Genomic DNA, 24610 nt, shown 5'->3' with positions numbered 1-24610 from the left:
CGTTAGTTAACTAACAGAGTATAATCGGCTCACTTTGTTTATTGCCTTTATGTAAGCAAATGAGAAAAAGATATAATTGTTATATAAAAAATAGCTAATTATATCAACAATACTCCCGATTTGGGGGTTACGAAAAAGAACGGATTACACTCTCCTGTCAATCGAAACAGGGAAAGAGGAGTAGTCTTTTGTTATAACTTTTAAATAATGGAGCTCTGGTCTCATGTCGAACCAAAGAATCCGTATCCGGTTAAAAGCGTTTGATCATCGTTTGATTGATCAATCAACTGCTGAAATTGTAGAAACTGCGAAGCGCACAGGTGCGCAAGTTCGTGGTCCTATTCCATTACCGACACGCAAAGAGCGTTTCACTGTATTGATTTCTCCACACGTAAATAAAGATGCGCGTGATCAGTACGAGATTCGCACTCATAAGCGTCTAGTTGATATTGTTGAGCCAACTGAAAAAACAGTTGATGCTTTAATGCGTCTAGACCTTGCTGCCGGTGTTGATGTGCAGATCAGTTTAGGTTAATCCTAAGCTGAATGATTGAGAGGTCGAAATAATGATTGGTTTAATCGGTCGTAAAGTAGGAATGACGCGTATCTTCACTGAAGATGGTGTTTCTATTCCTGTCACCGTAGTTGAAGTTCAAAGCAACCGCATTACTCAAGTTAAAACACTTGAGAATGATGGTTATCAAGCTATTCAGGTTACTACTGGCAGCAAAAAAGCAAGCCGCGTAAACAAACCTGAAGCAGGTCATTTCGCTAAGGCTGGCGTTGAAGCTGGTCGTGGTCTATGGGAATTCCGTTTTGAAGAAGGCGAATTTTCTGTAGGTCAAAGTATTAACGTTGATATCTTCGCTGACGTTAAGAAAGTTGATGTTACTGGAACATCTAAAGGTAAAGGTTTTGCTGGCGTTACTAAACGTTGGAATTTCCGTACTCAAGATGCTACTCATGGTAACTCTTTGGCACACCGTGGTCATGGTTCTATTGGTCAAAACCAAACTCCGGGTAAAGTGTTTAAAGGTCGTAAAATGGCAGGTCACCTAGGTAATGAACGTGTAACTGTTCAAAACTTAGATATTGTACGTGTTGATGCTGAACGTAATCTTTTATTAATTAAAGGTGCAGTTCCTGGCGCAATCAATAGTGACGTAATTGTTAAACCGGCAATCAAGGCTTAACGTCGAGGAGATAGAGATGGAATTAGTAGTAAAAGACGCGAAAGCGCTTTCTGTTTCCGAAACTACCTTCGGACGTGAGTTTAATGAAGCGTTAGTTCATCAAGTAGTTGTTGCTTATGCATCTGCTGCTCGTCAAGGTTCTCGCGCACAAAAAACTCGTGCAGAAATCGCTGGTTCAGGTAAAAAACCATGGCGTCAAAAAGGTACCGGTCGTGCTCGTTCAGGTTCAATTAAGAGCCCAATCTGGCGCAGTGGTGGTGTAACATTTGCAGCAAAACCACAAGATCATAGCCAAAAAGTTAACCGTAAAATGTATCGTGGTGCATTAAAGAGTATTTTCTCTGAATTAGTGCGTCAAGAACGTTTAGTTGTGGTTGAAACATTTACTGTTGAAGCACCTAAGACTAAATTATTAACTCAGAAATTAAACGATATGAATCTTAATGATGTTCTTATTATCGCTTCTGAAGTTGATGAAAATCTTTTCTTAGCAGCACGTAACTTACATAAAGTTGATGTGCGTGATGTGGCAGGTATTGATCCAGTTAGTTTGATTGCATTTGACAAAGTGGTTATCACAGTTGATGCCGTTAAACAAGTAGAGGAGATGTTAGCATGATTCGTGAAGAGCGTCTGCTTAAAGTCCTGCGAGCACCACATGTTTCTGAAAAAGCATCTATTTCAATGGAAAAAACAAATACATTAGTATTGAAAGTTGCTAAAGATGCTACTAAGAGAGAGATTAAAGCCGCAGTTGAACAACTATTTGAAGTTAAAGTAGATGACGTTAATACACTTGTTGTTAAAGGTAAAGTTAAACGTCGTGGTCAACAAATCGGTCGCCGTAGCGACTGGAAAAAAGCTTACGTTACTTTAGCAGAAGGTCAAAATTTAGACCTTGCTGGCGTCGCTGAGTAATTCGGAGGAGTAAGAACAATGGCAGTTGTTAAGTGTAAACCTACATCTCCGGGTCGTCGCCACGTTGTTAAAGTGGTTAACCCAGAGTTGCATAAAGGTAAACCTTATGCACCGTTGCTTGATTCAAAAAGCAAAACTGGTGGTCGCAATAATAATGGTCGTATCACTACCCGTCACATTGGTGGTGGTCATAAACAACATTATCGTATTGTTGACTTTAAGCGTAATAAAGATGGTATTCCAGCAGTTGTTGAACGTTTGGAATATGATCCAAACCGTAGTGCAAATATTGCATTGGTTTTATATAAAGACGGTGAACGCCGTTATATTTTAGCGCCTAAAGGCTTAAAAGCAGGTGATCAGATCCAATCTGGTGTTGATGCAGCAATTAAAACAGGTAACTGTTTACCAATGCGCAATATCCCAGTCGGTTCTACTGTGCATAATATTGAAATGAAACCAGGTAAAGGCGGACAAATTGCTCGCTCTGCTGGTAGTTATGTTCAAATCGTTGCGCGTGATGGTGCTTATGTAACATTACGTCTACGTTCAGGTGAAATGCGTAAAGTATTATCTGATTGTCGTGCCACTATTGGTGAAGTTGGTAATTCAGAGCATATGCTTCGTGTATTAGGTAAAGCGGGTGCAACGCGTTGGCGTGGTGTTCGTCCTACTGTTCGTGGTACAGCAATGAACCCGGTAGACCATCCACATGGTGGTGGTGAAGGTCGTAACTTTGGTAAACATCCTGTGTCTCCATGGGGTCAAAAAGCCAAAGGATTGAAAACGCGTAGCAACAAACGTACTGATAAGTATATTGTTCGCCGTCGCAATAAGAAATAATTAATATAGAGGATTAGCTATGCCACGTTCTCTCAAGAAGGGTCCTTTTATTGACCTACACTTGCTGAAGAAGGTAGAGAAAGCGGTGGAAAGCGGGGACAAGAAACCAATTCGTACTTGGTCCCGTCGTTCAACGATCTTTCCTAACATGATCGGTTTGACCATCGCTGTCCATAATGGTCGTCAGCACGTTCCAGTTTATGTTTCCGACGAAATGGTTGGTCATAAATTGGGTGAATTCGCGCCGACTCGTACTTATCGCGGCCATGCGGCTGATAAGAAAGCTAAGAAGAAATAAGTAGGAGAAAGAGATGGAAACAATTGCAAAGTACCGCCACGCTCGTTCTTCTGCACAAAAGGTTCGCTTAGTTGCAGATCTTGTTCGCGGTAAGAATGTGTCTCAGGCACTAGATATTTTAACGTACACCAATAAAAAAGCGGCTGTACTTGTTAAAAAAGTATTAGAGTCTGCTATTGCTAACGCAGAGCATAACGATGGTGCTGATATTGATGATCTAAAAGTTGCGAAGATTTTCGTAGATGAAGGCCCAACCATGAAGCGTATTATGCCTCGTGCGAAAGGTCGTGCAGATCGAATTTTGAAGCGTACGAGTCACATCACCGTGATCGTTTCAGATCGCTAGGCTGGAGAATAGCAATGGGTCAAAAAGTAAATCCAAATGGTATCCGATTAGGCATTGTCAAGCCTTGGACATCTACATGGTATTCGGGTACAAAGACATTCGCTGATAATTTAGAAAGTGATTTTAGAGTGCGTGAATTCTTAAATAAAGAATTATCTCAAGCGTCAATCTCTAAGATTGTGATCGACCGTTCAGCAGAAACTAACGTTCGTATTACTATTCACACTGCTCGTCCGGGTATCGTGATTGGTAAAAAAGGCGAGGACGTTGAAAAATTACGTAATGCCGTAGCTTCTATTGTCAATAAATATAAAGACAAAAGAGAAAAACGTGATGTTGCAGTACAAATTAATATTGCTGAAGTTCGTAAACCAGAACTTGATGCTAAATTAGTTGCTGATAGCATTACTTCTCAGTTAGAACGCCGTGTTATGTTCCGTCGTGCTATGAAACGTGCGGTTCAAAATGCAATGAAGGCGGGTGCTAAAGGTATCAAAGTCGAAGTAAGTGGTCGTTTAGGCGGTGCTGAAATTGCTCGTAGCGAATGGTATCGTGAAGGTCGTGTACCTTTACATACATTACGAGCTGATATTGACTATGGTTTATCTGAAGCATTAACTACCTATGGTATTATTGGTGTTAAAGTGTGGATCTTCAAAGGTGAGATCCTTGGTGGTATGGCTGCCGTTGAACAAGCAGAAAAACAACCTGCTGCTCAACCGAAAAAGCAGCGAAAAGGCCGAAAACAATAAGGAGCGTCGCTGATGTTACAACCAAAGCGTACAAAATTCCGTAAAGTGCACAAGGGCCGCAATCGTGGTCTTGCTGTAAGTACTGACGTTAGTTTCGGTACATTCGGTCTTAAGGCTGTAGGTCGTGGTCGTTTGACTGCGCGCCAGATCGAAGCAGCACGTCGTGCAATGACTCGTGCAGTTAAGCGTCAAGGTAAAATCTGGATTCGAGTTTTCCCTGATAAACCAATTACCGAAAAACCACTTGCAGTGCGTATGGGTAAAGGTAAGGGTAACGTTGAATACTGGGTTGCTCAGATTCAACCAGGTAAAGTCCTTTATGAAATGGACGGTGTACCGGAAGAAGTTGCTCGTGAAGCATTTGCGTTGGCAGCTGCAAAACTGCCAATTAAAACCACCTTTGTGATTAAGACGGTGATGTAAATGAAAGCAAAAGAGCTACGCGAAAAAAGCGTTGAAGAGTTAAATACTGAACTTCTTAATTTATTACGTGAGCAATTTAACTTACGTATGCAATTAGCTGGAGGTCAGTTAACACAGACTCATATGTTAAAACAAGTGCGTCGTAATATTGCACGTGTTAAAACATTATTAACTGAAAAGGCGGGTGCGTAATATGACTACTGAAGTAAAAATTCGTACTCAGCAAGGTCGTGTTATTAGCGACAAAATGGATAAATCTATTACTGTAGCTATTGAACGTAAAGTGAAGCATCCGTTATATGGTAAGTTCATTAAACGTACGACTAAATTGCATGTACATGATGAAAACAACGAGTGTGGTATTGGTGATACTGTAGAGATTAAAGAGTGTCGTCCATTATCAAAAACCAAATCTTGGACTCTTGTTCGAATCGTTGAAAAAGCAGTTATTTAATCTTTTTTTGATTGAAAACTGTACATAATATAATAAACGGCTGAACGGCCGTTTATTTTATGCTATCCATTTTATTTGAGTGGTGTTATACTATGCATCCTCACGTAAGTGGGTTTTTGGTTGTCTATTCTTATCCATGGTAGTTGAGGTGGATGAAGGTAGATTAGACAATAATTAATTTATACGGAGCATTAAAATGATCCAAGAACAGACTAGGCTAGATGTTGCCGATAACTCTGGCGCACGTAGCGTAATGTGTATCAAGGTTCTCGGTGGATCGCACCGTCGTTATGCAGCAGTAGGCGATATCATCAAAGTTACCATTAAAGAAGCAATTCCGCGTGGTAAAGTTAAAAAAGGTGATGTACTTAAAGCTGTTGTTGTGCGCACTAGAAAAGGTGTTCGTCGCCCTGATGGATCTGTCATTCGTTTCGATCGCAATGCTTGTGTTATTTTAAATAATAACAGTGAGCAACCGATTGGTACGCGTATTTTTGGACCGGTCACTCGTGAACTTCGCTCTGAGAAGTTTATGAAGATCATTTCATTAGCACCAGAAGTACTGTAAGGAGCGGGTAATGGCAGCGAAAATCCGTCGAGAAGATGAAGTTATCGTGTTAACTGGCAAAGATAAGGGTAAACGCGGTAAAGTTAAGAGTGTTTTGTCTACAGGCAAAGTGATTGTTGAAGGTATCAATTTGGTGAAAAAACATCAAAAACCAGTACCTGCATTAAATCAAGAAGGTGGAATTGTTGAAAAAGAAGCAGCTATCAATGTTTCTAATGTGGCAATTTTTAATCCAGCTACAGGCAAAGCAGATCGCGTAGGCTTTCGTATTGAAGACGGTAAAAAAGTCCGTTTTTATAAGTCTACTAATGAATTAATCAATTAAGTAATTTGGAGTGTACGATGGCGAAACTGCATGATTACTACAAAGCACAGGTAGTAAATAAACTGCAAGAACAGTTTGGCTACAAATCTGTCATGCAAGTCCCTCGGATCGAAAAGATCACCTTGAATATGGGTGTGGGTGAAGCAATTACTGATAAGAAATTATTAGATAATGCTGTTGCAGATTTAGCTGCAATCAGTGGTCAAAAACCACTAGTCACTAAAGCACGCAAATCAGTTGCTGGTTTTAAAATCCGTCAAGGGTATCCTATTGGTTGTAAAGTCACTTTACGTGGCGAACGTATGTGGGAATTTTTTGAGCGTCTAGTTTATATTGCCCTTCCTCGTACTCGAGATTTTCGCGGTTTAAGCGCAAAATCTTTTGATGGTCGTGGCAACTATAGCATGGGTGTTCGTGAGCAAATCGTTTTCCCTGAAATCGATTATGACAAAGTTGATCGTGTTCGTGGTTTAGATATTACTATCACCACTACTGCACAATCAGATGAAGAAGGCCGAGCTTTATTATCTGCCTTTAACTTCCCATTTCGTAAGTAAGGTAGGGCATAATGGCTAAACAATCAATGATTGAACGCGATAAGAAACGCGTAAAGCTAGCAGAAAAATATTTTGCAAAGCGTCAAGAATTAAAAGCGATTATCTCTGATCTTAATGCATCAGATGAAGATCGTTGGAATGCAGTGCTTAAATTGCAAACGCTTCCTCGTGATTCTAGTCCATCACGTCAACGTCGTCGTTGTCGTCAAACTGGTCGTCCTCATGGCGTCCTTCGTAAGTTTGGTTTAAGCCGTATTAAGGTTCGTGAGTCAGCCATGCGTGGTGAGATTCCTGGTCTTAAAAAGGCAAGTTGGTAATCAGGGGAGTGTTATAGATGAGCATGCAAGATCCTATAGCAGATATGTTGACCCGTATTCGTAATGGTCAATCTGCGAATAAAGTTGCAGTCACCATGCCTTCCTCTAAGCTAAAAGTGGCAATTGCCAATGTGCTAAAAGAAGAAGGTTATATTGGGGACTTTAAAGTTGTTGGTGACACTAAGCCGGAACTGGAAATTACTTTAAAATATTTCCAAGGTAAAGCTGTTGTAGAAAGTATCAAACGTGTTAGCCGTCCAGGTTTACGTATTTATAAACGTAAAGATGAATTGCCGAAAGTTATGGCAGGATTAGGTATCGCAGTTGTTTCTACTTCTAAAGGTGTTATGACTGATCGTGCAGCACGCCAAGCAGGTCTTGGTGGTGAAATTATCTGCTACGTAGCGTAAGGGAGAAAAGAATGTCTCGTGTTGCAAAAGCACCTGTCGTTGTTCCTGCTGGCGTAGAGGTAAAACTCAATGGTCAGGTAATTACGATTAAAGGTAAAAATGGCGAATTATCTCGCACAATAAATAATGCTGTTGTGATTAATCAAGAAGAAGGACAAATTAAATTTGCTCCTCGTGATGGTTTTGCAGATGCTTGGGCTCAAGCTGGAACTGCGCGTGCTTTGATTAATTCAATGGTTATTGGTGTTACTGAAGGTTTTACTAAAAAACTTCAGCTAGTTGGTGTCGGTTATCGTGCACAAGTGAAAGGTAATACAATTAGTTTATCTCTTGGATATTCACATCCAATTGAACATCAATTACCTGCAGGTGTAACAGCTGAATGTCCATCTCAAACTGAAATCGTATTAAAAAGTACTGATAAACAGTTAATTGGGCAAGTAGCTGCTGATATCCGTGCTTATCGTCGTCCTGAACCTTATAAAGGTAAAGGTGTTCGTTACGCAGATGAAGTTGTGCGTACTAAAGAAGCTAAGAAAAAGTAAGGTAACACTATGGATAAGAAATCAGCTCGTATCCGTCGTGCAACTAAAGCGCGTCGCAAGATGCATGAACTACTTGCAACTCGCTTGGTAGTTCACCGCACTCCGCGTCATATTTATGCGCAGATTATCGCACCAAACGGATCAGAAGTACTGGCAGCCGCTTCTACATTAGAAAAAGCTATCAGTGAAAGTTTAAAATACACAGGAAACAAAGACGCTGCAGCAGCAGTTGGTAAAGCAATTGCTGAACGTGCGTTAGCAAAAGATATCAAAGAAGTTTCATTTGATCGTTCAGGTTTCCAATATCATGGTCGAGTTCAGGCGCTAGCAGATGCTGCTCGCGAAGCTGGCCTACAGTTCTAAGGTAGGAGTTAAAGATGTCAAACATCGAAAAACAAGCTGGTGAACTGCAGGAAAAACTAATCGCAGTTAACCGAGTTTCTAAAACTGTAAAAGGTGGTCGTATTTTTAGTTTTTCTGCACTAACAGTTGTTGGTGACGGTAATGGCCGCGTAGGTTTTGGATATGGTAAAGCACGTGAAGTGCCAGCAGCAATCCAAAAAGCAATGGAAAAAGCACGTCGCAATATGATTAATGTTGCTTTAAATAACGATACTTTACAGCATCCTGTTAAAGGTGCTCACACAGGCTCTCGTGTTTATATGCAACCAGCATCAGAAGGTACTGGTATTATCGCCGGTGGTGCGATGCGTGCAGTTTTAGAAGTTGCTGGAGTTCGTAACGTTCTAGCTAAAGCATATGGTTCTACTAACCCAATTAATGTGGTTCGTGCAACTATTGATGGCTTAGAAAGTATGAAATCACCAGAAATGGTTGCTGCTAAACGTGGTAAAACCGTCGAAGAAATTTTGGGGTAATTAACCATGGCAAAAACAATTAAAATTACACAAACTCGTAGTTCTATAGGTCGTCTGCCTAAGCATAAAGCGACATTAGTAGGTCTAGGATTACGTCGTATTGGTCATACTGTTGAGCGTGAGGATACTCCTGCAATTCGTGGTATGGTAAACCAAGTTTATTACATGGTTAAAGTGGAGGAGTAATAGTAATGCGTTTAAATACTTTATCTCCTGCTGAAGGTTCAAAGCATGCACCAAAACGTCTGGGTCGAGGAATCGGTTCAGGATTAGGTAAAACTGGTACTCGTGGTATTAAAGGTCAAAAATCTCGTTCAGGTGGTGGCGTTCGTCGCGGCTTTGAAGGTGGTCAAATGCCTTTATATCGTCGTTTACCAAAATTTGGTTTTACCTCACGTAAAGCTCAAGTTACAGCTCAAGTTCGTCTTTCAGATTTGATGAAAGTCGAAGGCGATATTGTTGACCTAAATAGCTTAAAAGTTGCAAATGTGATTAATTCACATATCGAATATGCAAAAATCATGTTATCTGGAGAAGTAACCAAACCAGTAACTATTCGCGGTATTCGAGTAACTAAAGGTGCTAAAGCTGCAATTGAAGCTGCTGGCGGAAAAATTGAGGAATAATTAGAAAGATGGCAAAGCAACCAGGATTAGATTTTCAAAGTACACGGGGCGGTAGTGGTGAGCTTAAAAGACGCTTGATGTTTGTGCTTTTAGCGCTTATTGTTTTTCGTCTTGGTTCTTATATTCCGGTTCCTGGTATTGATACAAAAGCGTTATCGGACTTATTAACAATAGCATCGTCAAACGGTATTGTTGGTATGTTCAATATGTTCTCTGGTGGTGCTTTAAGCCGTGCTTCAATTTTTGCATTAGGGATAATGCCTTATATTTCCGCATCAATTATCGTGCAGTTATTAACGGCAATTAGCCCTAAGTTAGCAGAATTGAAGAAAGAAGGTGAATCAGGTCGTAAAAAAATTAGTCAGTACACTCGTTATGGCACACTTGCTTTAGCAATAGTACAGGCTATTGGTATTTCAACTGGTTTACCAAATATTCCTGGTTATGAACATGTTGTAATTAATCCAGGATTTTCTTTCTATTTTATCGCATCGGTTAGCTTAGTTACTGGCACTATGTTTCTTATGTGGTTGGGCGAACAAATCACCGAACGAGGTGTAGGTAATGGTATTTCTATCATTATCTTTGCTGGTATTGTGGCAAGTCTTCCTCATGCTATTTATGAAACACTTGAACAAGCTCGCTCTGGTTCATTGCATCCGATTTTATTATTGGTTGTTGCTGCATTAGTGGTTGGTGTAACTTATTTTGTTGTATTTGTTGAACGTGGTCAGCGACGAATTGTTGTTAACTATGCGCAACGACAACAAGGTCGTCGTGTTTACGCAGCACAAAGTACACACTTACCATTAAAGATTAATATGGCAGGAGTTATTCCAGCGATATTTGCCTCGACAATTGCTATGTTACCATCAATGATGGCTTCTTGGTTCCAAGGAGATGGTGAAGGATGGAGATATTTTATTGTACTTATCGGTCAATACTTCAATCATGATCAACCGTTATACATAATCTTTTTTGCTGCGGCGATTATCTTCTTTTGTTTCTTCTATACAGCATTGGTTTTTAACCCAAGAGAAACAGCAGATCAGCTAAAAAAATCTGGTGCATTTATTCCAGGTATCCGTCCAGGTGAACAAACATCTAAGTATATTGACAAGGTAATGACTCGTTTAACGCTAATTGGCGCAATCTACATTACTTTTGTATGTTTGGTTCCAATGTTTATGACAAGCGCAATGAAGGTTCCAGTTCAATTTGGTGGGACATCGTTATTAATTGTTGTTGTTGTAATCATGGATTTTATGGCACAAGTACAGACTTTAATGATGCCAAATCGTTATGAGTCAGTGTTAAAGAAAGCGAATCTTAAAGGCTATGGCCGATAAGTTAGCCAGAAGTTACGGAGAAAAAAATGAAAGTTCGTGCTTCAGTCAAGAAATTATGCAGAAATTGTAAAATCATTAAACGTAATGGCATCGTTCGTGTTATTTGCGTTGAAGGTAAACACAAACAACGTCAAGGTTAATTTATTTAACTGGAAAGTTGAGCTTTTGCATATTTTTCTTGCCAAAGTATAGTAAAGCTGGCTAGAATAGCCAGCCTAGATTTATTTGTAAATTCACTGTTTGAGTATCCTGAAAACGGGCTTTTCAGTATGGTGAATTTGCTAAACATTAACAATAAAGGAGTGCATAGTGGCCCGTATAGCAGGCATTAACATTCCTGATCAACAACATGCTGTAATTGCTTTACAAGCAATTTATGGTATTGGAAATACTCGAGCTAAGACAATTTGTGCTGAAGCTGGTATTCCTGAACATGTTAAGATCAGAGAACTATCTGAAGATCAGATTGAAAAGTTACGTGAACAAGTCGCTAAATTCACTGTTGAAGGTGATTTACGCCGAGAAGTAACTATGAGTATCAAGCGTTTATTAGACCTTGGTTGTTATCGTGGCATGCGTCACCGTCGTGGACTTCCTGTTCGCGGTCAACGCACAAAGACTAACGCTCGTACCCGTAAGGGACCGCGTAAGCCAATCAAGAAATAATTGAGGTATAATTAAATGGCAAAGACACCTGTTCGTACACGTAAACGTGTAAAAAAGCAAGTTTCTGATGGTATAGCTCATATTCATGCATCATTCAACAATACAATCGTAACTATTACCGATCGTCAAGGTAATGCGTTAGGTTGGGCAACCGCTGGTGGTTCTGGTTTCCGTGGCTCTCGTAAATCAACTCCTTTTGCAGCTCAAGTGGCCGCAGAACGTTGTGCTGAAGCTGTCAAAGATTACGGAATTAAGAATCTGGAAGTTATGGTAAAAGGACCTGGTCCTGGTCGTGAGTCAACAATTCGTGCATTAAATGCAGCGGGTTATCGCATCACTAACATTACTGATGTTACTCCGATTCCTCATAACGGTTGTCGTCCACCAAAGAAACGTCGTGTTTAATTTTTTAAACATTGAATGTTTAGGATTATTGGAGAAATAAAATGGCAAGATATTTGGGACCAAAACTCAAATTAAGTCGTCGTGAAGGTACAGATTTATTCCTTAAATCTGGTGTCCGAGCGATTGATAGTAAATGTAAATTAGAACAAGCTCCTGGACAACATGGTGCGCGTAAACCGCGTTTATCAGATTATGGTGTTCAGTTACGTGAAAAGCAAAAAGTTAGACGTATTTATGGAATTTTAGAACGTCAATTCCGTAATTACTACAAAAGCGCAGCTCGAATTAAAGGCAATACCGGTGAAAACCTACTTGGTCTTTTAGAACGTCGCTTAGATAACGTTGTTTATCGCATGGGATTTGGTGCAACTCGTGCTGAAGCTCGTCAATTAGTTAGTCATAAAGCTGTTCTTGTTAATGGTCGTGTTGTGAATATTGCATCTTATCAAGTTTCACCTGAAGATGTGATTAGTGTTCGCGAAAAATCAAAAAAACAAGCACGTATTAAAGCCGCTTTAGAGCTAGCTGAACAACGTGAAAAACCAACATGGTTAGAAGTTGATGCTAGCAAAATGGAAGGTGTATTTAAACGCTTACCAGAACGTTCAGATTTATCTGCTGATATCAACGAACATTTGATCGTCGAACTTTACTCTAAGTAAAGTTTAGCACTTAAGAGAGGACATAATGCAGGGTTCTGTAACAGAGTTTTTAAAACCTCACCTAGTTGATGTTGTTCAATACAGCCAAACACATGCTAAAGTGACTTTAGAGCCACTAGAACGTGGTTTTGGCCATACTTTAGGTAATGCACTACGCCGCATTTTATTATCATCTATGCCGGGATATGCAGTAACCGAAGTTGAAATTGACGGTGTTCTGCATGAGTACAGTACTAAAGAAGGCGTTCAAGAAGATGTACTTGATATTCTGCTTAATTTAAAAAAATTAGCAGTACGTGTACATACGAAAGATGATGTTATGCTGACTTTAAATAAATCGGGCATAGGTGCAGTAACAGCATCTGATATCACTCATGATGGTGATGTTGAAATTGTTAATCCTGATTTAGTGATTTGTCATCTTACTGATGCCAATGCTTCAATTAGTATGCGTATTCGTGTACAACGAGGACGTGGTTATGTCCCTGCTTCTGCTCGCGTTAAGTCAGAAGATGAAGAACGACCAATCGGTCGTCTGTTAGTTGACGCATGTTATAGCCCTGTAGAGCGCATTGCATATTCTGTTGATGCTGCTCGTGTGGAACAACGTACGGATTTAGATAAACTTGTTATCGATATGGAAACTAATGGTACTATCGATCCAGAAGAATCTATTCGTCGTGCATCAACTATTTTGGCTGAACAACTTGAAGCTTTCGTTGATTTACGAGATGTACGTCAACCAGAAGTTAAAGAAGATAAACCGGAATTTGATCCAATCCTTTTACGTCCAGTAGATGATTTGGAATTAACTGTTCGGTCTGCTAATTGCTTAAAGGCAGAAGCAGTTCATTATATTGGTGATTTAGTACAACGTACCGAAGTTGAGTTACTTAAAACCCCTAATCTTGGTAAGAAATCACTTACTGAAATTAAGGACGTGCTCGCATCTCGTGGTTTATCTTTAGGCATGCGTCTTGAGAATTGGCCACCAGCAAGTATTGTTGAAGACTAAGATAAAATTTATATAAGAAGGATAAAGTTATGCGCCATCGTAAAAGTGGTCGTCAACTGAACCGAAATAGCAGCCATCGTCAAGCAATGTTTCGTAACATGACAAGTTCACTTGTTGAACATGAAATCATCAAAACTACATTGCCTAAAGCAAAAGAGTTGCGTCGTGTTGTTGAACCGTTAATTACGCTAGCCAAAAGCGATAGCGTAGCTAATCGCCGTCTGGCTTTTGCTCGTATCCGTGATAAAGATACAGTTAAAAAATTATTTTCAGATTTAGGTCCACGTTTTGCTACCCGTCCTGGCGGTTATGTACGTATTTTAAAATGTGGTTTCCGTGATGGAGATAATGCTCCAATGGCTTATATTGAATTAGTTGATCGTCCTGCAGTAGAAGAAGCAGCATCAGCTGAATAATAATAAATCATTGTGTATTAAAACCGGCTATATGCCGGTTTTTTATTTATGTTTACTATATTTGAAAACTCAAATTACTAACTTTAGTTAAAATTAGTTAAAAACTAAAAGAGATCAAGACAAAATTATTAAATAAATAATTGTTAACAACAGTTATTTACCTCATAAATACAATTAATAGTGAGGTGGTGGTGTTTCTTCAGATAAATTAGCAATGTTTGAAGGTTGTGTTGCCTGTAGTTTTTGAGACAATAACGTCAATTGTTCTTTTAATTTGCTAACATCAGCTTGAAGGTTAGTTACCATTTGATTAAGTTCTTCAATGGTGATTTCTTGAAAAGCTACTTTGGTTTCAAGTAATTCTAATTGCTGGTTCATAAAATAAATTCATATATAGATTAGTTGATTAAATTACATTGTAAGTAAAAATAGCTACGAAATCCATCCATGCTCTGCAAAAGAGAAATATTCACCTTTACCTATAACAATATGATCTATGACTCGAATATCAACCAATTCACAAACTTCTTCTATTTTTTGTGTAAGATGGCGATCTGCCTGACTAGGTTTTGCCACACCTGAAGGATGATTATGAGCTAGAATCAATGCGGCTGCGTTATGTTGTAATGCTCGTCTAACAACTTCTCTTGGGTGGACTTCAACACAATTATAGGTACCGACAAACATATCTTCTGATGCTATGACGCGATTTTGATTATCTAAAAAAATAACCATAAAAACTTCACGATCTTTATTAGCCAATCGACTAGCTAAATAGTGATGTGTCAAAGATGACGATGTCAAAAAATTATCGGTAGTCATTTTAACTTTTAAATATCTATAAGAAAGTTCAACAACTGCTTTCAATTGTGTATATTTAGCCGTTCCCAATCCTTTCTTCTTGCAAAAATCACTATGGCTTGCATTAATTAAATTATAAAAAGAACCAAACTCATTTAATAGCTTTTGTGACAGTTCCAAAACAGGCAAATCTCGAGTGCCAGTGCGTAAAAAAAGAGCAAGTAATTCAGTATCACTGAGTGCTTCAACGCCAAATTTTAAAAGCTTTTCACGCGGCATTAATGCTATTGGTTGTGAAGGCATAGTTGCAGATCCCAATAATCGTAAAATAAAGATTATTAAAGGAAAAATTAGCAAAGCAAAATGATAATTTAAAATATTGGGAGTTGTTTCACAACTTATTAAGCAAAAACACAAAACAGAAGTAAATAAAAAGCGCTATATAGCGCTTTTAAAATTTAATTTAAATTAATTAAGAATTAGTGACAACCGCAGCCACCATGGCCACCGCCACAGCAGCCTGTGTTTTCATCATCTTCGTCTTCATGAGAATGACCACCACAGCCACAACCGCCATGTCCGTGATCATGACCATGCTCACCATGAATATGCCCGTGAGCAATTTCATCTTCAATAGCTTCACGAATAGCCAATACTTCAACGTTAAATTGTAAATCTTGTCCAGCTAACATATGGTTTCCATCAATAGTGATGGTATCGCCATCGATAGCGGTGATTTCAACGGGTAAAGAACCATGCTCGGTATCAGCAAAAAATCGCATACCGACTTCAAGTTCATCTACACCAACAAAAACGTCACGAGGAACATTTTGTACAAGAGCATCATTAAAATCCCCGTAAGCATTAATTAGCTCAACGTCAAATTTGTCGCCAACTTGGTGACCATCTAATGCGTTCTCAAGATCTTGTAGCAAGTTACCTGCACCATGTAAATATTCTAATGGCGCTGTCGTAGTTGCTTCATCAACTAAAACACCGTCTTTAGTGCGAACTTGGTATGCTAAACTAACCACTGTATTTTTTGCTATTTTCATTTTTTCTCCAACAAACTTTTATTGAGCAAATTACATTAGATTTTAACGGAAAAAAGAGTATAAGTATTCTAAATTTTATATTTTTGTTCAAAACTTACCAAAAAATAAAATAAAAAAGGCGCAAACATTTATGGTTTAGCGCCTTTTTCACACACACTGAGAGCAGCTTATTTAAGTTCTAATTCATTCATCGCAGCGATGCTAAATCCACCGTCAACGTGAATGACTTCACCTGTAATACCTGATGCTAAATCTGAACATAAAAATGCTGCTGAATTACCCACATCTTCGGTTGTCACAGTGCGACGGATTGGTGTTACTGATTCACAGTGAGATAACATTTTTTTGAAATCTTTAATACCCGATGCCGCCAGTGTACGAATAGGGCCTGCTGAAATTGCATTAACACGGACACCTTCAGGCCCCATAGCATTTGCCATATAACGCACATTTGCTTCTAGTGAGGCTTTAGCTAGTCCCATTACATTATAGTTAGGGATTGCACGCTCAGCACCAAGATAAGAAAGTGTCACTAATGCTGAATTTGGATTTAGCATTGAACGACATGCCTTAGCCATAGCAACGAAGCTATAAGAGCTAATATCGTGAGCAATAGCAAAACCTTCACGGGTAACAGCATTAACATAATCGCCATCTAATTGATCACCTGGTGCGAAAGCAATAGCATGAACAAAACCATCAAATTTATCCCAAGTTTTTGCAAGTTCAGAAAATAGTTCAGAGATGCTTTCATCATGAGCAACATCGCAAGGTAAAACGATTTTAGAACCAAAATCAGCGGCAAACTCTTCAACGCGTGTTTTTAATTTATCATTTTGGTAAGTAAAAGCGAGTTCAGCGCCTTCACGATGCATTGCTTGTGCAATACCGTAAGCAATTGAACGATTACTTGCAACACCCGTAACGAGTATACGTTTACCTGTTAAAAATCCCATAAATTATTCCTCTAATTTTCACTATATAGTCTAGGATGATGACGATTATATGTTGATCAAGCCAACTTCGCCACTATAAATTTATTTTCGTTGATAGGTTTTTATTTTATTGTCTAAAATAAATGATTGTTTACCATATTAATATCCTACTATAATAGTCAACTATTGTTTTTTTATAGGAGGTACCAATTTGAATAATTTAGTTTGTTACAAAACATTGCCTATTTGGAATGCTGATACATTACCTGCGTTGTTGCGTCAAAAGCATAATACCCAAATTGGTACATGGGCGAAGTTAGAAATTTTAAAAGGAAGTATTGGTTTTGAAATGTTAACCGAACAAGGCGAAGTGATTACTAAGCATTGTTTTGATACTCAGCAGCAACCGCCATTTATATTGCCACAGCAATGGCACCGTATAGCCGAAATATCAGATGACTTACAGTGCCAGTTAGCATTTTACTGTTTGCCTGAGGATTATACTCAAAAAAAATACCAAATGACCAAAACCCACTCCGAGGTAATTAACGCAACAAAGATTATCCAAACAGGAAAGGCATTGGATTTAGGTTGTGGTTCAGGTCGTAATTCACTTTACTTGCAGTTACAAGGCTTTGATGTTACCGCGATTGATAAATCAGAGCTCAGTATTGGAAACTTACAAAAAATCATTAATGATGATAACCTTAAGCACATTAATGCAATGGTTTACGATATCAATCAAGCAAATTTACCGGGCGAATATGATTTTATTTTTTCGACCGTTGTCATGATGTTTTTACAACCCGAAAGAATTCCAGCTATTATTAATAACATGCAAAAAATGACCAAATCAGGGGGATATAATTTAATTGTCAGCGCCATGTCTACGCCTGATTACCCTTGCTCTGTTGGGTTTTCATTTACTTTTAAAGAAAACGAATTGCGCCAATATTACCAAGATTGGGAAATACTAAAATATAATGAAGATGTTGGACAATTGCATAAAACGGATATACATGGAAACAGAATCAAATTAAGGTTTGCAACCTTATTGGCTAAAAAACGATAACGATTACAGGATATAGCATCCTGTAATTTTATACATTAATCGATTAACGTGTATTTAATTTTTCGCCGACCGTAAACCAAGCCTTGCGTGAGTTTAACAAATCTTGGGCAGACATCGGTTTTTTCCCAGCAGGTTGCAAAAGTATCATATTCAATGCGCCGTTGCTGGTTGCAATACAAATGCCATTTTTATTGGCTTGCAAAATTGTGCCAGCCGTCTGTTTTGAATCCATTTTTACCACATGGGCTTGCCATACTTTTACAGGCTCACCATTAACCTCAAAATAACTCACTGGCCATGGGTTAAAAGCCCGAACGCAACGTTCAAGTTGCACGGCAGGCAAATTCCAATCAAGTTTAGCTTCCTGTTTTGACAGCTTTTCGGCATAGGTTGCTTGCGCCTCATCTTGTTTTTCAGGTTGGATTTTTCCTTCAGTGATTAACTCTAATGTATCAAGCAAGCCTTGGGGACCGAGTTTTGCGAGTTTCTCATACAGTGATGCGCTAGTATCGGATTGCTCAATAGGACAGGTAAGCTTATAAAGCATATCACCCGTATCAAGCCCTGCATCCATCTGCATAATGGTAATGCCTGTTTCTTCATCGCCTGCCCAACATGCACGTTGAATTGGCGCAGCACCTCGCCAACGGGGTAATAACGAACCATGCACATTTAAGCAACCTAATCTAGGTATACCAAGTACAGCTTGTGGCAAAATAAGTCCATAAGCAACAACAACCATAATGTCAGCATTTAATTCAGCAATGATTTTTTGATTTTCTTCGGATTTAAGCGTTGCTGGTTGATAAACAGGAATATTATGCTCAACAGCTAATTGTTTAACAGGGCTTGCTGTTAATTTATTACCACGACCTGCAGGGCGATCTGGTTGCGTAAAAACAGCAATTACATTATGGCGTGAGTTAATAAGAGCTTTTAAATGAGTTGCAGCAAAATCGGGTGTACCTGCAAAAATAATATTTAAAGGTTTAGTTGCATGTGGCATAAGCGTTATGTCCATAATCAAAAATTTATCTGAATTATACCCGAAATTTTAGTGAGAATCTTTAATCAAAAAAACTCATGGATATGATAAACATCTTTAGTTGGTATAAATATTGATAATATTTATATACATTAGGTTATGTTGTGTAATTATCCCTCTAATTTAATACGATTAAACGTTACAAATGATTTCAGAAAAAACGCTTTATGGGTTTCTAGCGAATTATTTTAATCGATGAGATCCTTATCTTGCATCATGTTAGGCATAGTTATATTATGGCTATAATGCAATATTATTTAAGGAATAAATTATGTTAAAATCAATTGATCCAACAACAACCCAATCTTGGAAATCCCTTCAAGCTAGTTACGAAAAACACCACAATAAAACCATTGCACAAATTCTGAAAGAAGAACCAAAACGTGTTGAAAAGCTTACTATTCCTTTTGAAGAAGAGTTTTTGGTTGATTTATCTAAAAATAGAGTGACACAAGAGACGCTAGAGTTGCTTTATAAGCTAGCTGATGAATGCGATCTAATTGGTGCTACTAAAGCCATGTATAGTGGTGAAAAGATTAATCGTACAGAAAATCGAGCTGTATTACATGTTGCATTACGTAATGTATCAAATACACCAATTTATGTTGATGGTAAGAATGTGATGGATGATGTTAATACTGTCTTAGCTAAGATGGAATCATTCAGTAAAAAAATCATTAATGGTGAATGGAAAGGATACGCTGGTAAAGCCATTACTGATGTGGTCAATATTGGTATTGGTGGTTCAGATCTAGGGCCAGTAATGATTACTGAAGCACTACGACCTTACAAAAACCACTTGAACATGCATTTCGTATCAAATGTAGATGGCACACATATCGTTGAAGCGTTAAAAGACTTAAATCCTGAAACCACTTTATTTTTGGTTGCATCCAAAACCTTTACCACTCAAGAAACTATGACAAATGCACAAACAGCACGAGCATGGTTACTTGATGCTGCTAAAGATGATAAAGCAGTTGCTTTGCACTTTGTTGCTCTTTCAACTAATGCTAAAGAAGTTGAAAAATTTGGTATTGATACAGCTAATATGTTTGAATTTTGGGATTGGGTTGGTGGACGTTATTCATCTTGGTCGGCAATTGGCTTATCGATTGTTTTATCAATTGGTTTTGATAACTTCAAACAATTTTTAGCTGGCGGCCATGCGATGGATAAGCACTTCCAAAACGCACCAATTGATAAAAATATTCCAACGTTACTGGCATTAATTGGTATTTGGTACAATAATTTTTGTGGTGCTGAAACTGAAGCTATTTTACCATATGATCAGTACATGCACCGTTTTGCGGCTTATTTCCAACAAGGAAATATGGAGTCAAATGGTAAAAGTGTCGATCGCAACGGTAATAAAACACCTTACACAACAGGTCCAATTATTTGGGGCGAATCAGGAACCAATGGTCAACATGCATTTTATCAATTAATTCACCAGGGTACTAAACTCATCCCTTGTGATTTTATTGCGCCAGCAATAAGCCATAATCCAGTTGGAGATCATCACCCAAAATTATTATCTAACTTTTTTGCTCAAACTGAAGCTTTAGCTTTTGGTAAAACAAAAGAGCAGGTCGAGCAAGAATTCATAGCTGCAGGGAAAAATCTTGATGAAGTGAAGTCTGTTGTACCATTTAAAGTATTTGAAGGTAATAAACCAACTAATTCAATATTAGTGAAAAAAATTACACCTTATGCTCTTGGTGCCTTAGTTGCGATGTATGAGCATAAAATCTTTACTCAAGGAGTTATTCTTAATATATTTAGTTTTGATCAATGGGGTGTTGAACTTGGTAAACAACTTGCTGGACGTATTTTACCTGAATTAGCAGATGATAAACCAGTTAGTTCTCACGATGATTCAACCAATAGCTTAATCAACCAATACAAAAAATGGCGTTAAGTATTATTAAAAAAGATAAGTTATAATATAAAAAAAACCTTCAGCTAAAACTGAAGGTTTTTTATAATAGTGAAAAAATTATTTTTTCACACGCATTATTGGAGTTTTACCTGCTTCGACAGAGCCAGATAATTTATTTAATTCTATTATGGTTTCCATATTAGAAATAACTACCGGAGTTAATACGGATTTAGCTTTGCTTTCAAGTAGAGGTAAATCAATTTCAATAATGGTATCACCTACTTTTACCTGCTGACCTTCTTCAGCAACTCGTTTGAAGCCTTCACCTTTTAGTTCTACTGTATCAATACCAAAGTGAACAAAAAGCTCAATGCCTTCATCCGATTCTATAGCAAAAGCGTGGTTGGTTTCGAAAATTTTGCCTATTTTTCCACTTAATGGAGCGACAATTTTATTACCAGAAGGTTTAATTGCTACCCCATCACCAACGATTTTTTCAGCAAAAACCACATCTGGTACATCTTCGATTTTGACAATTTCGCCACTTAAGGGAGCAATAATCTCGATGCTGTTTTTATTATCATCGGATACGAATTGCTTAATTTTATCGAATAGACCCATTATTGCCTCCTAACAAATTTGCTTTTCAGCAGTGTAATTTTCAATTAAATCAATAATTTCTTTAGAAGTTGCTTTTTCTAATACTGTATCAGCAAATTTTTTCGCTTCTTCATAGTTAGTATTGCGAATTAATTTTTTGATTTTAGGAATTGATACTGCACTCATACTAAATTCATCAAGTCCCATACCAAGCAATAAGATTGTGGCTCTTTCATCACCAGCAAGCTCTCCACACATACCTGTCCATTTACCTTCTTTATGAGAAGCATCGATAACATTTTTAATCAGAGTTAACACTGAAGGCGAAAACGGATTATAAAGGTGAGAAATTAATTCGTTACCACGGTCAACGGCAAGCGTATATTGTGTTAAGTCATTGGTACCGATACTAAAAAAGTCTACTTCCTTGGCTAAGTGATGTGCAATCACAGCGGCTGCAGGAGTTTCAATCATTACACCGATTTCAATATTTTTATCAAATGATTTGCCTTCAGCAGTCAATTGTTCTTTAAGAGCATTGATTTCGGATTTTAATGTTCGGATTTCTTCAACAGAAATAATCATTGGGAACATAATGCGCAATTTACCAAATGCTGATGCACGCAAAATTGCGCGTAATTGTGCATGAAGTACTTCTTTACGATCTAAACAGATTCGAATTGCTCGCCAACCTAAGAATGGATTTTCTTCTTTTGGTAAATGCATATAAGGTACATCCTTATCGCCACCAATATCCATGGTACGGACAATTACCGATAAACCATTGGTTGATTCAGCTACTTCTTTATATGCTTTAAACTGTTCTTCTTCATCAGGATAAGCTTCGCGATCCATAAATAAGAATTCAGTACGGTATAGACCAACACCTTCATAACCGTTACGTTCAGCACCTGCAATATCGCGTACTGTACCGATGTTACCACAAATCTCTACTTGATGACCATCAAGGGTTACAGCAGGTAGATCTTTCAATTTAGCTAGCTCTTCTTTATCACTAATATATTTAGCTTGAACTTGTTTTAATTTTTCTTGCGTTGTGTGATCTGGATTGATATAAACAGCATTATTTATAGCATCTAAAATAACAAAATCGCCTTGTTTGATTGCTTGAGTTGCATTAGATGTTCCGACGATAGCTGGTATCTCTAAAGAGCGAGCCATAATTGAAGTATGCGAGGTGCGTCCACCAGCGTCAGTAATAAAACCTAGCACCATATCCAAGTTTAGCTGAGCTGTTTCAGAAGGTGTTAAATCGGTTGCAACTAAAATACATGGTTGGCTAATAGCACTCAAGTCAACAATTTCAATACCTAAAATATTTTTGAGTAAACGTTTACCAATATCACGAATATCTGCGGCACGTTCTTTTAGATATTCATCATCTAGATTTTCTAATTCTTTAGCTTGAGTTTCAAATACAGATTGAACAGCGGCATCAGCGGTTGAATGTTTACTTTGAATACGAGAAATAACTTCTTGTTCAAGATCCTCATCTTCAAGAAGCATAATATGCCCTTCAAAAATGGCCGCTTTATCTTCGCCTAATGTGGATTTTGCTCGTTCCATAATCGTATGTAGCTGTTTACTTGATTTTTGGCGAGCTTCCTTGAAGCGCTCAATTTCAGCCTCAATCTTGTTATCAAGAATTTGCCTATTACTAATAACAATAGGCTCTTCTTTTAATAATAGCGCTTTAGCAAAAGCGATACCGGGGGAAACAAGTGTACCTGATACCATAACATTTAATCCTTATTCTATTTTAAAACCGTTCATAGCTAATCGGGAGTTATTATTCCAACTCAGGAATTAATTTTACTAAATGAGCAACTGCTTCTTTTTCGTCTTCACCTTCGGCAGAAATGGTAATAGTTGTGCCTTGTGATAAACCTAATGTTTGTAACTTAAACAGACTTTTAGCACTCGCACTTTTACCATTAGATGTGACAGTAATTTCTGCATTAAAGTTCTTTGCTTCTTTAACAAATTGTGCAGCAGGGCGGGTATGAAGACCGTTAGATGCAGTAATAGTTACATCTTGTTTATACATATTATTTTACTCCCAAAATATTTTGTTTCACCGACCAATATAAATAAAAACTGCCTGAAAGGCTAGTAAGATTTCATCGATCTTTTATATTAAGTCGTCGTATTAGCTATCATATTTAAGATAGCCATACTTTATCAGTATCGGTAGATACGAGTGACTTTATCACTACATTTTTTAAATTCTACCTGTCCATGGATTCCATGTTTAATATTCTCAAAAACGATTTCTTCACTACCATCAAGTTGTGATACGCGGATCTCCTCTCTACAGAAAGCCTCGAATCGCTGTAATTCCTGCTCACTATTACCCAATTTATAAGATTTAGGTAAGTCTTGACTGGTTACATAGGTATGTATTTTATCTTGCACATCAAGGACAATTACGCCTTTATTCGATAAAAACGAACTACAGGAGGTTAATGATAATGTTAATCCTGCAAAAAATAATAGTTGCAGAGAAAATTTCATGATAAATCCTATAATGTTCAAAATAATTCCTTTATAAAGCAAAGCAATCTGTTTATGATTTATAATTAGATGCAAATTATATACTAATAATTGAAGAAAGTGCAGAGTGCATTTTTCTTGATGTAATAATATTAGGGGAAGTTTATGTCAGATACTATTAATTACGACGAATTTAATCGCCAATTAATCCAAAATAAAATAGGCATTACCGCTGCTGAGTTACATGGTTTTCTTTCAGGCATATTAGCTGGAGGTAACAATGACGAGAGCTGGCGTCCATTAGTTGAGGATATGTTAAACAATGGTCAAAAAATGCCAACATCATTAGATGAAAAAATTAGCCAACTTTATGCGCTTATCAAACAGCAATTTTTTGAAGAAGATTTCAGCTTTCAGTTATTACTTAGCGACAAAGATTTATATACACAACTGGATGATTTAGTTGGTTGGGTAAATCATTTTTTACTTGGTATTGGACTTGTGCAACCTAAAATTAACCACATCAAAGGTGATGTTGGTGAAGCTATTTATGACCTACGTCAAATTGTTAAACTAGGCTATGATGAAAATGAAGATCAACAAGAGCTTGGTTTTGCTTTTGAAGAGATAAAAGAGTATGTTCGCATAACTTCTATGCTATGTTTTGATGAATTTAACGAATTTAATGAGGCTGACACACCCCCAACAATCCATTAATATTAATAACATTATATCTTCAG

The 24610-nt window shown here is 37.8% G+C and carries 40 protein-coding genes; 31 read left to right on the top strand and 9 right to left on the bottom strand.

From position 1 onward, the window contains the following. The first annotated feature begins 223 nt into the window (after positions 1 to 223). The 28 genes from rpsJ to rplQ all read left to right on the top strand — a co-directional run bounded on the left by rpsJ (position 224) and on the right by rplQ (position 13966). Entirely contained in the window at positions 224 to 535 is a 312-nt protein-coding gene (gene rpsJ, locus ACGH80_RS05740; protein ID WP_006120582.1) for a 30S ribosomal protein S10, read from the top strand. Positions 536 to 566: 31 nt separating this feature from the next. Beyond that, positions 567 to 1193, top strand: a complete 627-nt coding sequence (gene rplC / locus ACGH80_RS05735; RefSeq protein WP_034911162.1) for a 50S ribosomal protein L3 — start codon at positions 567 to 569, stop codon at positions 1191 to 1193. A 16-nt stretch (positions 1194 to 1209) separates the two neighbouring features. Further along, positions 1210 to 1812 carry a 50S ribosomal protein L4 gene (rplD, locus tag ACGH80_RS05730; RefSeq protein ID WP_034911160.1) on the top strand — a complete coding sequence of 201 codons (603 nt, stop codon included), beginning with the start codon at positions 1210 to 1212 and terminating at the stop codon, positions 1810 to 1812. Next, on the top strand, positions 1809 to 2111 hold the full coding sequence (gene rplW / locus ACGH80_RS05725) for a 50S ribosomal protein L23 (RefSeq protein WP_034885052.1): 303 nt from the start codon (positions 1809 to 1811) through the stop codon (positions 2109 to 2111). Before rplD ends, rplW begins: the two co-directional genes overlap by 4 nt. Before the next feature lie 18 nt (positions 2112 to 2129). Then, on the top strand, positions 2130 to 2954 hold the full coding sequence (gene rplB / locus ACGH80_RS05720) for a 50S ribosomal protein L2 (RefSeq protein WP_034911158.1): 825 nt from the start codon (positions 2130 to 2132) through the stop codon (positions 2952 to 2954). A gap of 19 nt (positions 2955 to 2973) precedes the next feature. Beyond that, on the top strand, positions 2974 to 3252 hold the full coding sequence (rpsS, locus tag ACGH80_RS05715; RefSeq protein WP_024496505.1) for a 30S ribosomal protein S19: 279 nt from the start codon (positions 2974 to 2976) through the stop codon (positions 3250 to 3252). A gap of 13 nt (positions 3253 to 3265) precedes the next feature. Continuing rightward, positions 3266 to 3598, top strand: coding sequence for a 50S ribosomal protein L22 (rplV, locus tag ACGH80_RS05710; protein ID WP_034947997.1), 333 nt, complete (start codon positions 3266 to 3268; stop codon positions 3596 to 3598). Between the two features lie 14 nt (positions 3599 to 3612). Then, a complete protein-coding gene (gene rpsC / locus ACGH80_RS05705; RefSeq protein WP_065561018.1) occupies positions 3613 to 4350 on the top strand; it encodes a 30S ribosomal protein S3 in 738 nt (245 codons plus the stop codon). 12 nt (positions 4351 to 4362) lie between these two features. Continuing rightward, positions 4363 to 4773, top strand: coding sequence for a 50S ribosomal protein L16 (gene rplP, locus ACGH80_RS05700; RefSeq protein WP_034911153.1), 411 nt, complete (start codon positions 4363 to 4365; stop codon positions 4771 to 4773). Continuing rightward, the gene (gene rpmC, locus ACGH80_RS05695; RefSeq protein ID WP_034902373.1) at positions 4774 to 4965 is read left to right on the top strand and encodes a 50S ribosomal protein L29; all 192 of its coding nucleotides are present in this window, start codon (positions 4774 to 4776) and stop codon (positions 4963 to 4965) included. It abuts the gene before it with no gap. A gap of 1 nt (position 4966) precedes the next feature. Continuing rightward, the gene (rpsQ, locus tag ACGH80_RS05690) at positions 4967 to 5227 is read left to right on the top strand and encodes a 30S ribosomal protein S17 (RefSeq protein ID WP_034911151.1); all 261 of its coding nucleotides are present in this window, start codon (positions 4967 to 4969) and stop codon (positions 5225 to 5227) included. Between the two features lie 196 nt (positions 5228 to 5423). Further along, complete coding sequence (gene rplN / locus ACGH80_RS05685; protein WP_025314392.1) at positions 5424 to 5795, top strand: 50S ribosomal protein L14; 372 nt, start codon at positions 5424 to 5426, stop codon at positions 5793 to 5795. 10 nt (positions 5796 to 5805) lie between these two features. Further along, on the top strand, positions 5806 to 6120 hold the full coding sequence (gene rplX / locus ACGH80_RS05680; protein ID WP_065561017.1) for a 50S ribosomal protein L24: 315 nt from the start codon (positions 5806 to 5808) through the stop codon (positions 6118 to 6120). Positions 6121 to 6137: 17 nt separating this feature from the next. Further along, complete coding sequence (gene rplE / locus ACGH80_RS05675; protein WP_025314394.1) at positions 6138 to 6677, top strand: 50S ribosomal protein L5; 540 nt, start codon at positions 6138 to 6140, stop codon at positions 6675 to 6677. Between the two features lie 11 nt (positions 6678 to 6688). Continuing rightward, positions 6689 to 6994, top strand: coding sequence for a 30S ribosomal protein S14 (gene rpsN / locus ACGH80_RS05670; RefSeq protein WP_025314395.1), 306 nt, complete (start codon positions 6689 to 6691; stop codon positions 6992 to 6994). A 17-nt stretch (positions 6995 to 7011) separates the two neighbouring features. Further along, positions 7012 to 7404: a 30S ribosomal protein S8 gene (gene rpsH, locus ACGH80_RS05665; protein ID WP_034911147.1), complete on the top strand. Its 393-nt coding sequence runs from the start codon at positions 7012 to 7014 to the stop codon at positions 7402 to 7404. An 11-nt stretch (positions 7405 to 7415) separates the two neighbouring features. After that, positions 7416 to 7949 carry a 50S ribosomal protein L6 gene (gene rplF, locus ACGH80_RS05660; RefSeq protein WP_034911144.1) on the top strand — a complete coding sequence of 178 codons (534 nt, stop codon included), beginning with the start codon at positions 7416 to 7418 and terminating at the stop codon, positions 7947 to 7949. 9 nt (positions 7950 to 7958) lie between these two features. Beyond that, entirely contained in the window at positions 7959 to 8312 is a 354-nt protein-coding gene (rplR, locus tag ACGH80_RS05655; protein ID WP_025314398.1) for a 50S ribosomal protein L18, read from the top strand. A 14-nt stretch (positions 8313 to 8326) separates the two neighbouring features. After that, complete coding sequence (gene rpsE / locus ACGH80_RS05650) at positions 8327 to 8827, top strand: 30S ribosomal protein S5 (protein ID WP_034911141.1); 501 nt, start codon at positions 8327 to 8329, stop codon at positions 8825 to 8827. A gap of 6 nt (positions 8828 to 8833) precedes the next feature. Beyond that, on the top strand, positions 8834 to 9013 hold the full coding sequence (gene rpmD, locus ACGH80_RS05645) for a 50S ribosomal protein L30 (RefSeq protein ID WP_025314400.1): 180 nt from the start codon (positions 8834 to 8836) through the stop codon (positions 9011 to 9013). Positions 9014 to 9018: 5 nt separating this feature from the next. Next, positions 9019 to 9453: a 50S ribosomal protein L15 gene (rplO, locus tag ACGH80_RS05640; RefSeq protein WP_174799328.1), complete on the top strand. Its 435-nt coding sequence runs from the start codon at positions 9019 to 9021 to the stop codon at positions 9451 to 9453. An 8-nt stretch (positions 9454 to 9461) separates the two neighbouring features. Then, complete coding sequence (gene secY, locus ACGH80_RS05635) at positions 9462 to 10802, top strand: preprotein translocase subunit SecY (protein WP_174799329.1); 1341 nt, start codon at positions 9462 to 9464, stop codon at positions 10800 to 10802. Between the two features lie 26 nt (positions 10803 to 10828). Continuing rightward, complete coding sequence (gene rpmJ, locus ACGH80_RS05630) at positions 10829 to 10942, top strand: 50S ribosomal protein L36 (protein ID WP_025314403.1); 114 nt, start codon at positions 10829 to 10831, stop codon at positions 10940 to 10942. A 169-nt stretch (positions 10943 to 11111) separates the two neighbouring features. After that, positions 11112 to 11468, top strand: coding sequence for a 30S ribosomal protein S13 (gene rpsM, locus ACGH80_RS05625; RefSeq protein ID WP_025314404.1), 357 nt, complete (start codon positions 11112 to 11114; stop codon positions 11466 to 11468). Positions 11469 to 11483: 15 nt separating this feature from the next. Further along, positions 11484 to 11873, top strand: a complete 390-nt coding sequence (gene rpsK / locus ACGH80_RS05620; RefSeq protein ID WP_025314405.1) for a 30S ribosomal protein S11 — start codon at positions 11484 to 11486, stop codon at positions 11871 to 11873. Positions 11874 to 11914: 41 nt separating this feature from the next. Further along, complete coding sequence (rpsD, locus tag ACGH80_RS05615; RefSeq protein ID WP_034911134.1) at positions 11915 to 12535, top strand: 30S ribosomal protein S4; 621 nt, start codon at positions 11915 to 11917, stop codon at positions 12533 to 12535. A gap of 25 nt (positions 12536 to 12560) precedes the next feature. After that, positions 12561 to 13550, top strand: a complete 990-nt coding sequence (locus ACGH80_RS05610; protein ID WP_034911133.1) for a DNA-directed RNA polymerase subunit alpha — start codon at positions 12561 to 12563, stop codon at positions 13548 to 13550. Between the two features lie 29 nt (positions 13551 to 13579). Next, complete coding sequence (gene rplQ, locus ACGH80_RS05605; RefSeq protein ID WP_065589720.1) at positions 13580 to 13966, top strand: 50S ribosomal protein L17; 387 nt, start codon at positions 13580 to 13582, stop codon at positions 13964 to 13966. Positions 13967 to 14140: 174 nt separating this feature from the next. Here rplQ and ACGH80_RS05600 read toward each other — a convergent pair whose 3' ends face one another. The 4 genes from ACGH80_RS05600 to fabI all read right to left on the bottom strand — a co-directional run bounded on the left by ACGH80_RS05600 (position 14141) and on the right by fabI (position 16778). Next, a complete protein-coding gene (locus ACGH80_RS05600; RefSeq protein ID WP_034911129.1) occupies positions 14141 to 14344 on the bottom strand; it encodes a SlyX family protein in 204 nt (67 codons plus the stop codon). Between the two features lie 54 nt (positions 14345 to 14398). Next, complete coding sequence (gene radC / locus ACGH80_RS05595) at positions 14399 to 15070, bottom strand: RadC family protein (protein WP_065589719.1); 672 nt, start codon at positions 15068 to 15070, stop codon at positions 14399 to 14401. Between the two features lie 176 nt (positions 15071 to 15246). After that, positions 15247 to 15822, bottom strand: coding sequence for a peptidylprolyl isomerase (gene slyD / locus ACGH80_RS05590; RefSeq protein WP_411630669.1), 576 nt, complete (start codon positions 15820 to 15822; stop codon positions 15247 to 15249). Positions 15823 to 15989: 167 nt separating this feature from the next. Further along, positions 15990 to 16778, bottom strand: coding sequence for an enoyl-ACP reductase FabI (fabI, locus tag ACGH80_RS05585; RefSeq protein ID WP_034911124.1), 789 nt, complete (start codon positions 16776 to 16778; stop codon positions 15990 to 15992). A 190-nt stretch (positions 16779 to 16968) separates the two neighbouring features. Between fabI and tehB the strand changes: the two genes are divergently transcribed. Beyond that, positions 16969 to 17829, top strand: coding sequence for an SAM-dependent methyltransferase TehB (gene tehB / locus ACGH80_RS05580; RefSeq protein ID WP_174799330.1), 861 nt, complete (start codon positions 16969 to 16971; stop codon positions 17827 to 17829). Between the two features lie 43 nt (positions 17830 to 17872). On the opposite strand, the gene fmt is transcribed toward tehB, so the two are convergent. Then, positions 17873 to 18835 (bottom strand): methionyl-tRNA formyltransferase, encoded by a 963-nt coding sequence (gene fmt, locus ACGH80_RS05575; protein WP_174799331.1) that lies wholly within the window; start codon positions 18833 to 18835, stop codon positions 17873 to 17875. Between the two features lie 310 nt (positions 18836 to 19145). Here fmt and pgi point away from each other — a divergent pair, with 310 nt between their 5' ends. Further along, positions 19146 to 20795: a glucose-6-phosphate isomerase gene (pgi, locus tag ACGH80_RS05570; protein ID WP_411630668.1), complete on the top strand. Its 1650-nt coding sequence runs from the start codon at positions 19146 to 19148 to the stop codon at positions 20793 to 20795. 78 nt (positions 20796 to 20873) lie between these two features. Here pgi and crr read toward each other — a convergent pair whose 3' ends face one another. The 4 genes from crr to ACGH80_RS05550 all read right to left on the bottom strand — a co-directional run bounded on the left by crr (position 20874) and on the right by ACGH80_RS05550 (position 23891). After that, positions 20874 to 21377, bottom strand: a complete 504-nt coding sequence (crr, locus tag ACGH80_RS05565; RefSeq protein ID WP_034911117.1) for a PTS glucose transporter subunit IIA — start codon at positions 21375 to 21377, stop codon at positions 20874 to 20876. Between the two features lie 9 nt (positions 21378 to 21386). Further along, a complete protein-coding gene (gene ptsI / locus ACGH80_RS05560) occupies positions 21387 to 23114 on the bottom strand; it encodes a phosphoenolpyruvate-protein phosphotransferase PtsI (protein ID WP_296300515.1) in 1728 nt (575 codons plus the stop codon). Between the two features lie 52 nt (positions 23115 to 23166). Further along, entirely contained in the window at positions 23167 to 23424 is a 258-nt protein-coding gene (gene ptsH, locus ACGH80_RS05555) for a phosphocarrier protein Hpr (protein ID WP_034911114.1), read from the bottom strand. A 134-nt stretch (positions 23425 to 23558) separates the two neighbouring features. Next, the gene (locus ACGH80_RS05550) at positions 23559 to 23891 is read right to left on the bottom strand and encodes a hypothetical protein (protein ID WP_296300516.1); all 333 of its coding nucleotides are present in this window, start codon (positions 23889 to 23891) and stop codon (positions 23559 to 23561) included. Between the two features lie 144 nt (positions 23892 to 24035). On the opposite strand from ACGH80_RS05550, the gene ACGH80_RS05545 reads away from it, so the two are divergent. Next, positions 24036 to 24587 carry a UPF0149 family protein gene (locus ACGH80_RS05545; RefSeq protein ID WP_174799334.1) on the top strand — a complete coding sequence of 184 codons (552 nt, stop codon included), beginning with the start codon at positions 24036 to 24038 and terminating at the stop codon, positions 24585 to 24587. Positions 24588 to 24610: the final 23 nt, after the last annotated feature.

This window comes from Gilliamella sp. BG1, assembly GCF_046635625.1.
Taxonomy (GTDB): Bacteria; Pseudomonadota; Gammaproteobacteria; order Enterobacterales; family Orbaceae; genus Gilliamella; species Gilliamella bombi.
The sequence above is the reverse complement of the archived record's forward strand: the minus strand, read 5'-3'. Positions and strand labels throughout refer to the sequence as shown.

Bases quoted from the DNA above. Each gene is read 5' to 3' on its own strand.
- rpsJ (WP_006120582.1), top strand. From the start codon at position 224: ATGTCGAACCAAAGAATCCGTATCCGGTTAAAAGCGTTTGATCATCGT.
- rplC (WP_034911162.1), top strand. From the start codon at position 567: ATGATTGGTTTAATCGGTCGTAAAGTAGGAATGACGCGTATCTTCACT.
- rplD (WP_034911160.1), top strand. From the start codon at position 1,210: ATGGAATTAGTAGTAAAAGACGCGAAAGCGCTTTCTGTTTCCGAAACT.
- rplW (WP_034885052.1), top strand. From the start codon at position 1,809: ATGATTCGTGAAGAGCGTCTGCTTAAAGTCCTGCGAGCACCACATGTT.
- rplB (WP_034911158.1), top strand. From the start codon at position 2,130: ATGGCAGTTGTTAAGTGTAAACCTACATCTCCGGGTCGTCGCCACGTT.
- rpsS (WP_024496505.1), top strand. From the start codon at position 2,974: ATGCCACGTTCTCTCAAGAAGGGTCCTTTTATTGACCTACACTTGCTG.
- rplV (WP_034947997.1), top strand. From the start codon at position 3,266: ATGGAAACAATTGCAAAGTACCGCCACGCTCGTTCTTCTGCACAAAAG.
- rpsC (WP_065561018.1), top strand. From the start codon at position 3,613: ATGGGTCAAAAAGTAAATCCAAATGGTATCCGATTAGGCATTGTCAAG.
- rplP (WP_034911153.1), top strand. From the start codon at position 4,363: ATGTTACAACCAAAGCGTACAAAATTCCGTAAAGTGCACAAGGGCCGC.
- rpmC (WP_034902373.1), top strand. From the start codon at position 4,774: ATGAAAGCAAAAGAGCTACGCGAAAAAAGCGTTGAAGAGTTAAATACT.
- rpsQ (WP_034911151.1), top strand. From the start codon at position 4,967: ATGACTACTGAAGTAAAAATTCGTACTCAGCAAGGTCGTGTTATTAGC.
- rplN (WP_025314392.1), top strand. From the start codon at position 5,424: ATGATCCAAGAACAGACTAGGCTAGATGTTGCCGATAACTCTGGCGCA.
- rplX (WP_065561017.1), top strand. From the start codon at position 5,806: ATGGCAGCGAAAATCCGTCGAGAAGATGAAGTTATCGTGTTAACTGGC.
- rplE (WP_025314394.1), top strand. From the start codon at position 6,138: ATGGCGAAACTGCATGATTACTACAAAGCACAGGTAGTAAATAAACTG.
- rpsN (WP_025314395.1), top strand. From the start codon at position 6,689: ATGGCTAAACAATCAATGATTGAACGCGATAAGAAACGCGTAAAGCTA.
- rpsH (WP_034911147.1), top strand. From the start codon at position 7,012: ATGAGCATGCAAGATCCTATAGCAGATATGTTGACCCGTATTCGTAAT.
- rplF (WP_034911144.1), top strand. From the start codon at position 7,416: ATGTCTCGTGTTGCAAAAGCACCTGTCGTTGTTCCTGCTGGCGTAGAG.
- rplR (WP_025314398.1), top strand. From the start codon at position 7,959: ATGGATAAGAAATCAGCTCGTATCCGTCGTGCAACTAAAGCGCGTCGC.
- rpsE (WP_034911141.1), top strand. From the start codon at position 8,327: ATGTCAAACATCGAAAAACAAGCTGGTGAACTGCAGGAAAAACTAATC.
- rpmD (WP_025314400.1), top strand. From the start codon at position 8,834: ATGGCAAAAACAATTAAAATTACACAAACTCGTAGTTCTATAGGTCGT.
- rplO (WP_174799328.1), top strand. From the start codon at position 9,019: ATGCGTTTAAATACTTTATCTCCTGCTGAAGGTTCAAAGCATGCACCA.
- secY (WP_174799329.1), top strand. From the start codon at position 9,462: ATGGCAAAGCAACCAGGATTAGATTTTCAAAGTACACGGGGCGGTAGT.
- rpmJ (WP_025314403.1), top strand. From the start codon at position 10,829: ATGAAAGTTCGTGCTTCAGTCAAGAAATTATGCAGAAATTGTAAAATC.
- rpsK (WP_025314405.1), top strand. From the start codon at position 11,484: ATGGCAAAGACACCTGTTCGTACACGTAAACGTGTAAAAAAGCAAGTT.
- rpsD (WP_034911134.1), top strand. From the start codon at position 11,915: ATGGCAAGATATTTGGGACCAAAACTCAAATTAAGTCGTCGTGAAGGT.
- ACGH80_RS05610 (WP_034911133.1), top strand. From the start codon at position 12,561: ATGCAGGGTTCTGTAACAGAGTTTTTAAAACCTCACCTAGTTGATGTT.
- rplQ (WP_065589720.1), top strand. From the start codon at position 13,580: ATGCGCCATCGTAAAAGTGGTCGTCAACTGAACCGAAATAGCAGCCAT.
- ACGH80_RS05600 (WP_034911129.1), bottom strand. From the start codon at position 14,344: ATGAACCAGCAATTAGAATTACTTGAAACCAAAGTAGCTTTTCAAGAA.
- radC (WP_065589719.1), bottom strand. From the start codon at position 15,070: ATGCCTTCACAACCAATAGCATTAATGCCGCGTGAAAAGCTTTTAAAA.
- slyD (WP_411630669.1), bottom strand. From the start codon at position 15,822: ATGAAAATAGCAAAAAATACAGTGGTTAGTTTAGCATACCAAGTTCGC.
- fabI (WP_034911124.1), bottom strand. From the start codon at position 16,778: ATGGGATTTTTAACAGGTAAACGTATACTCGTTACGGGTGTTGCAAGT.
- fmt (WP_174799331.1), bottom strand. From the start codon at position 18,835: ATGCCACATGCAACTAAACCTTTAAATATTATTTTTGCAGGTACACCC.
- pgi (WP_411630668.1), top strand. From the start codon at position 19,146: ATGTTAAAATCAATTGATCCAACAACAACCCAATCTTGGAAATCCCTT.
- crr (WP_034911117.1), bottom strand. From the start codon at position 21,377: ATGGGTCTATTCGATAAAATTAAGCAATTCGTATCCGATGATAATAAA.
- ptsI (WP_296300515.1), bottom strand. From the start codon at position 23,114: ATGGTATCAGGTACACTTGTTTCCCCCGGTATCGCTTTTGCTAAAGCG.
- ptsH (WP_034911114.1), bottom strand. From the start codon at position 23,424: ATGTATAAACAAGATGTAACTATTACTGCATCTAACGGTCTTCATACC.
- ACGH80_RS05550 (WP_296300516.1), bottom strand. From the start codon at position 23,891: ATGAAATTTTCTCTGCAACTATTATTTTTTGCAGGATTAACATTATCA.
- ACGH80_RS05545 (WP_174799334.1), top strand. From the start codon at position 24,036: ATGTCAGATACTATTAATTACGACGAATTTAATCGCCAATTAATCCAA.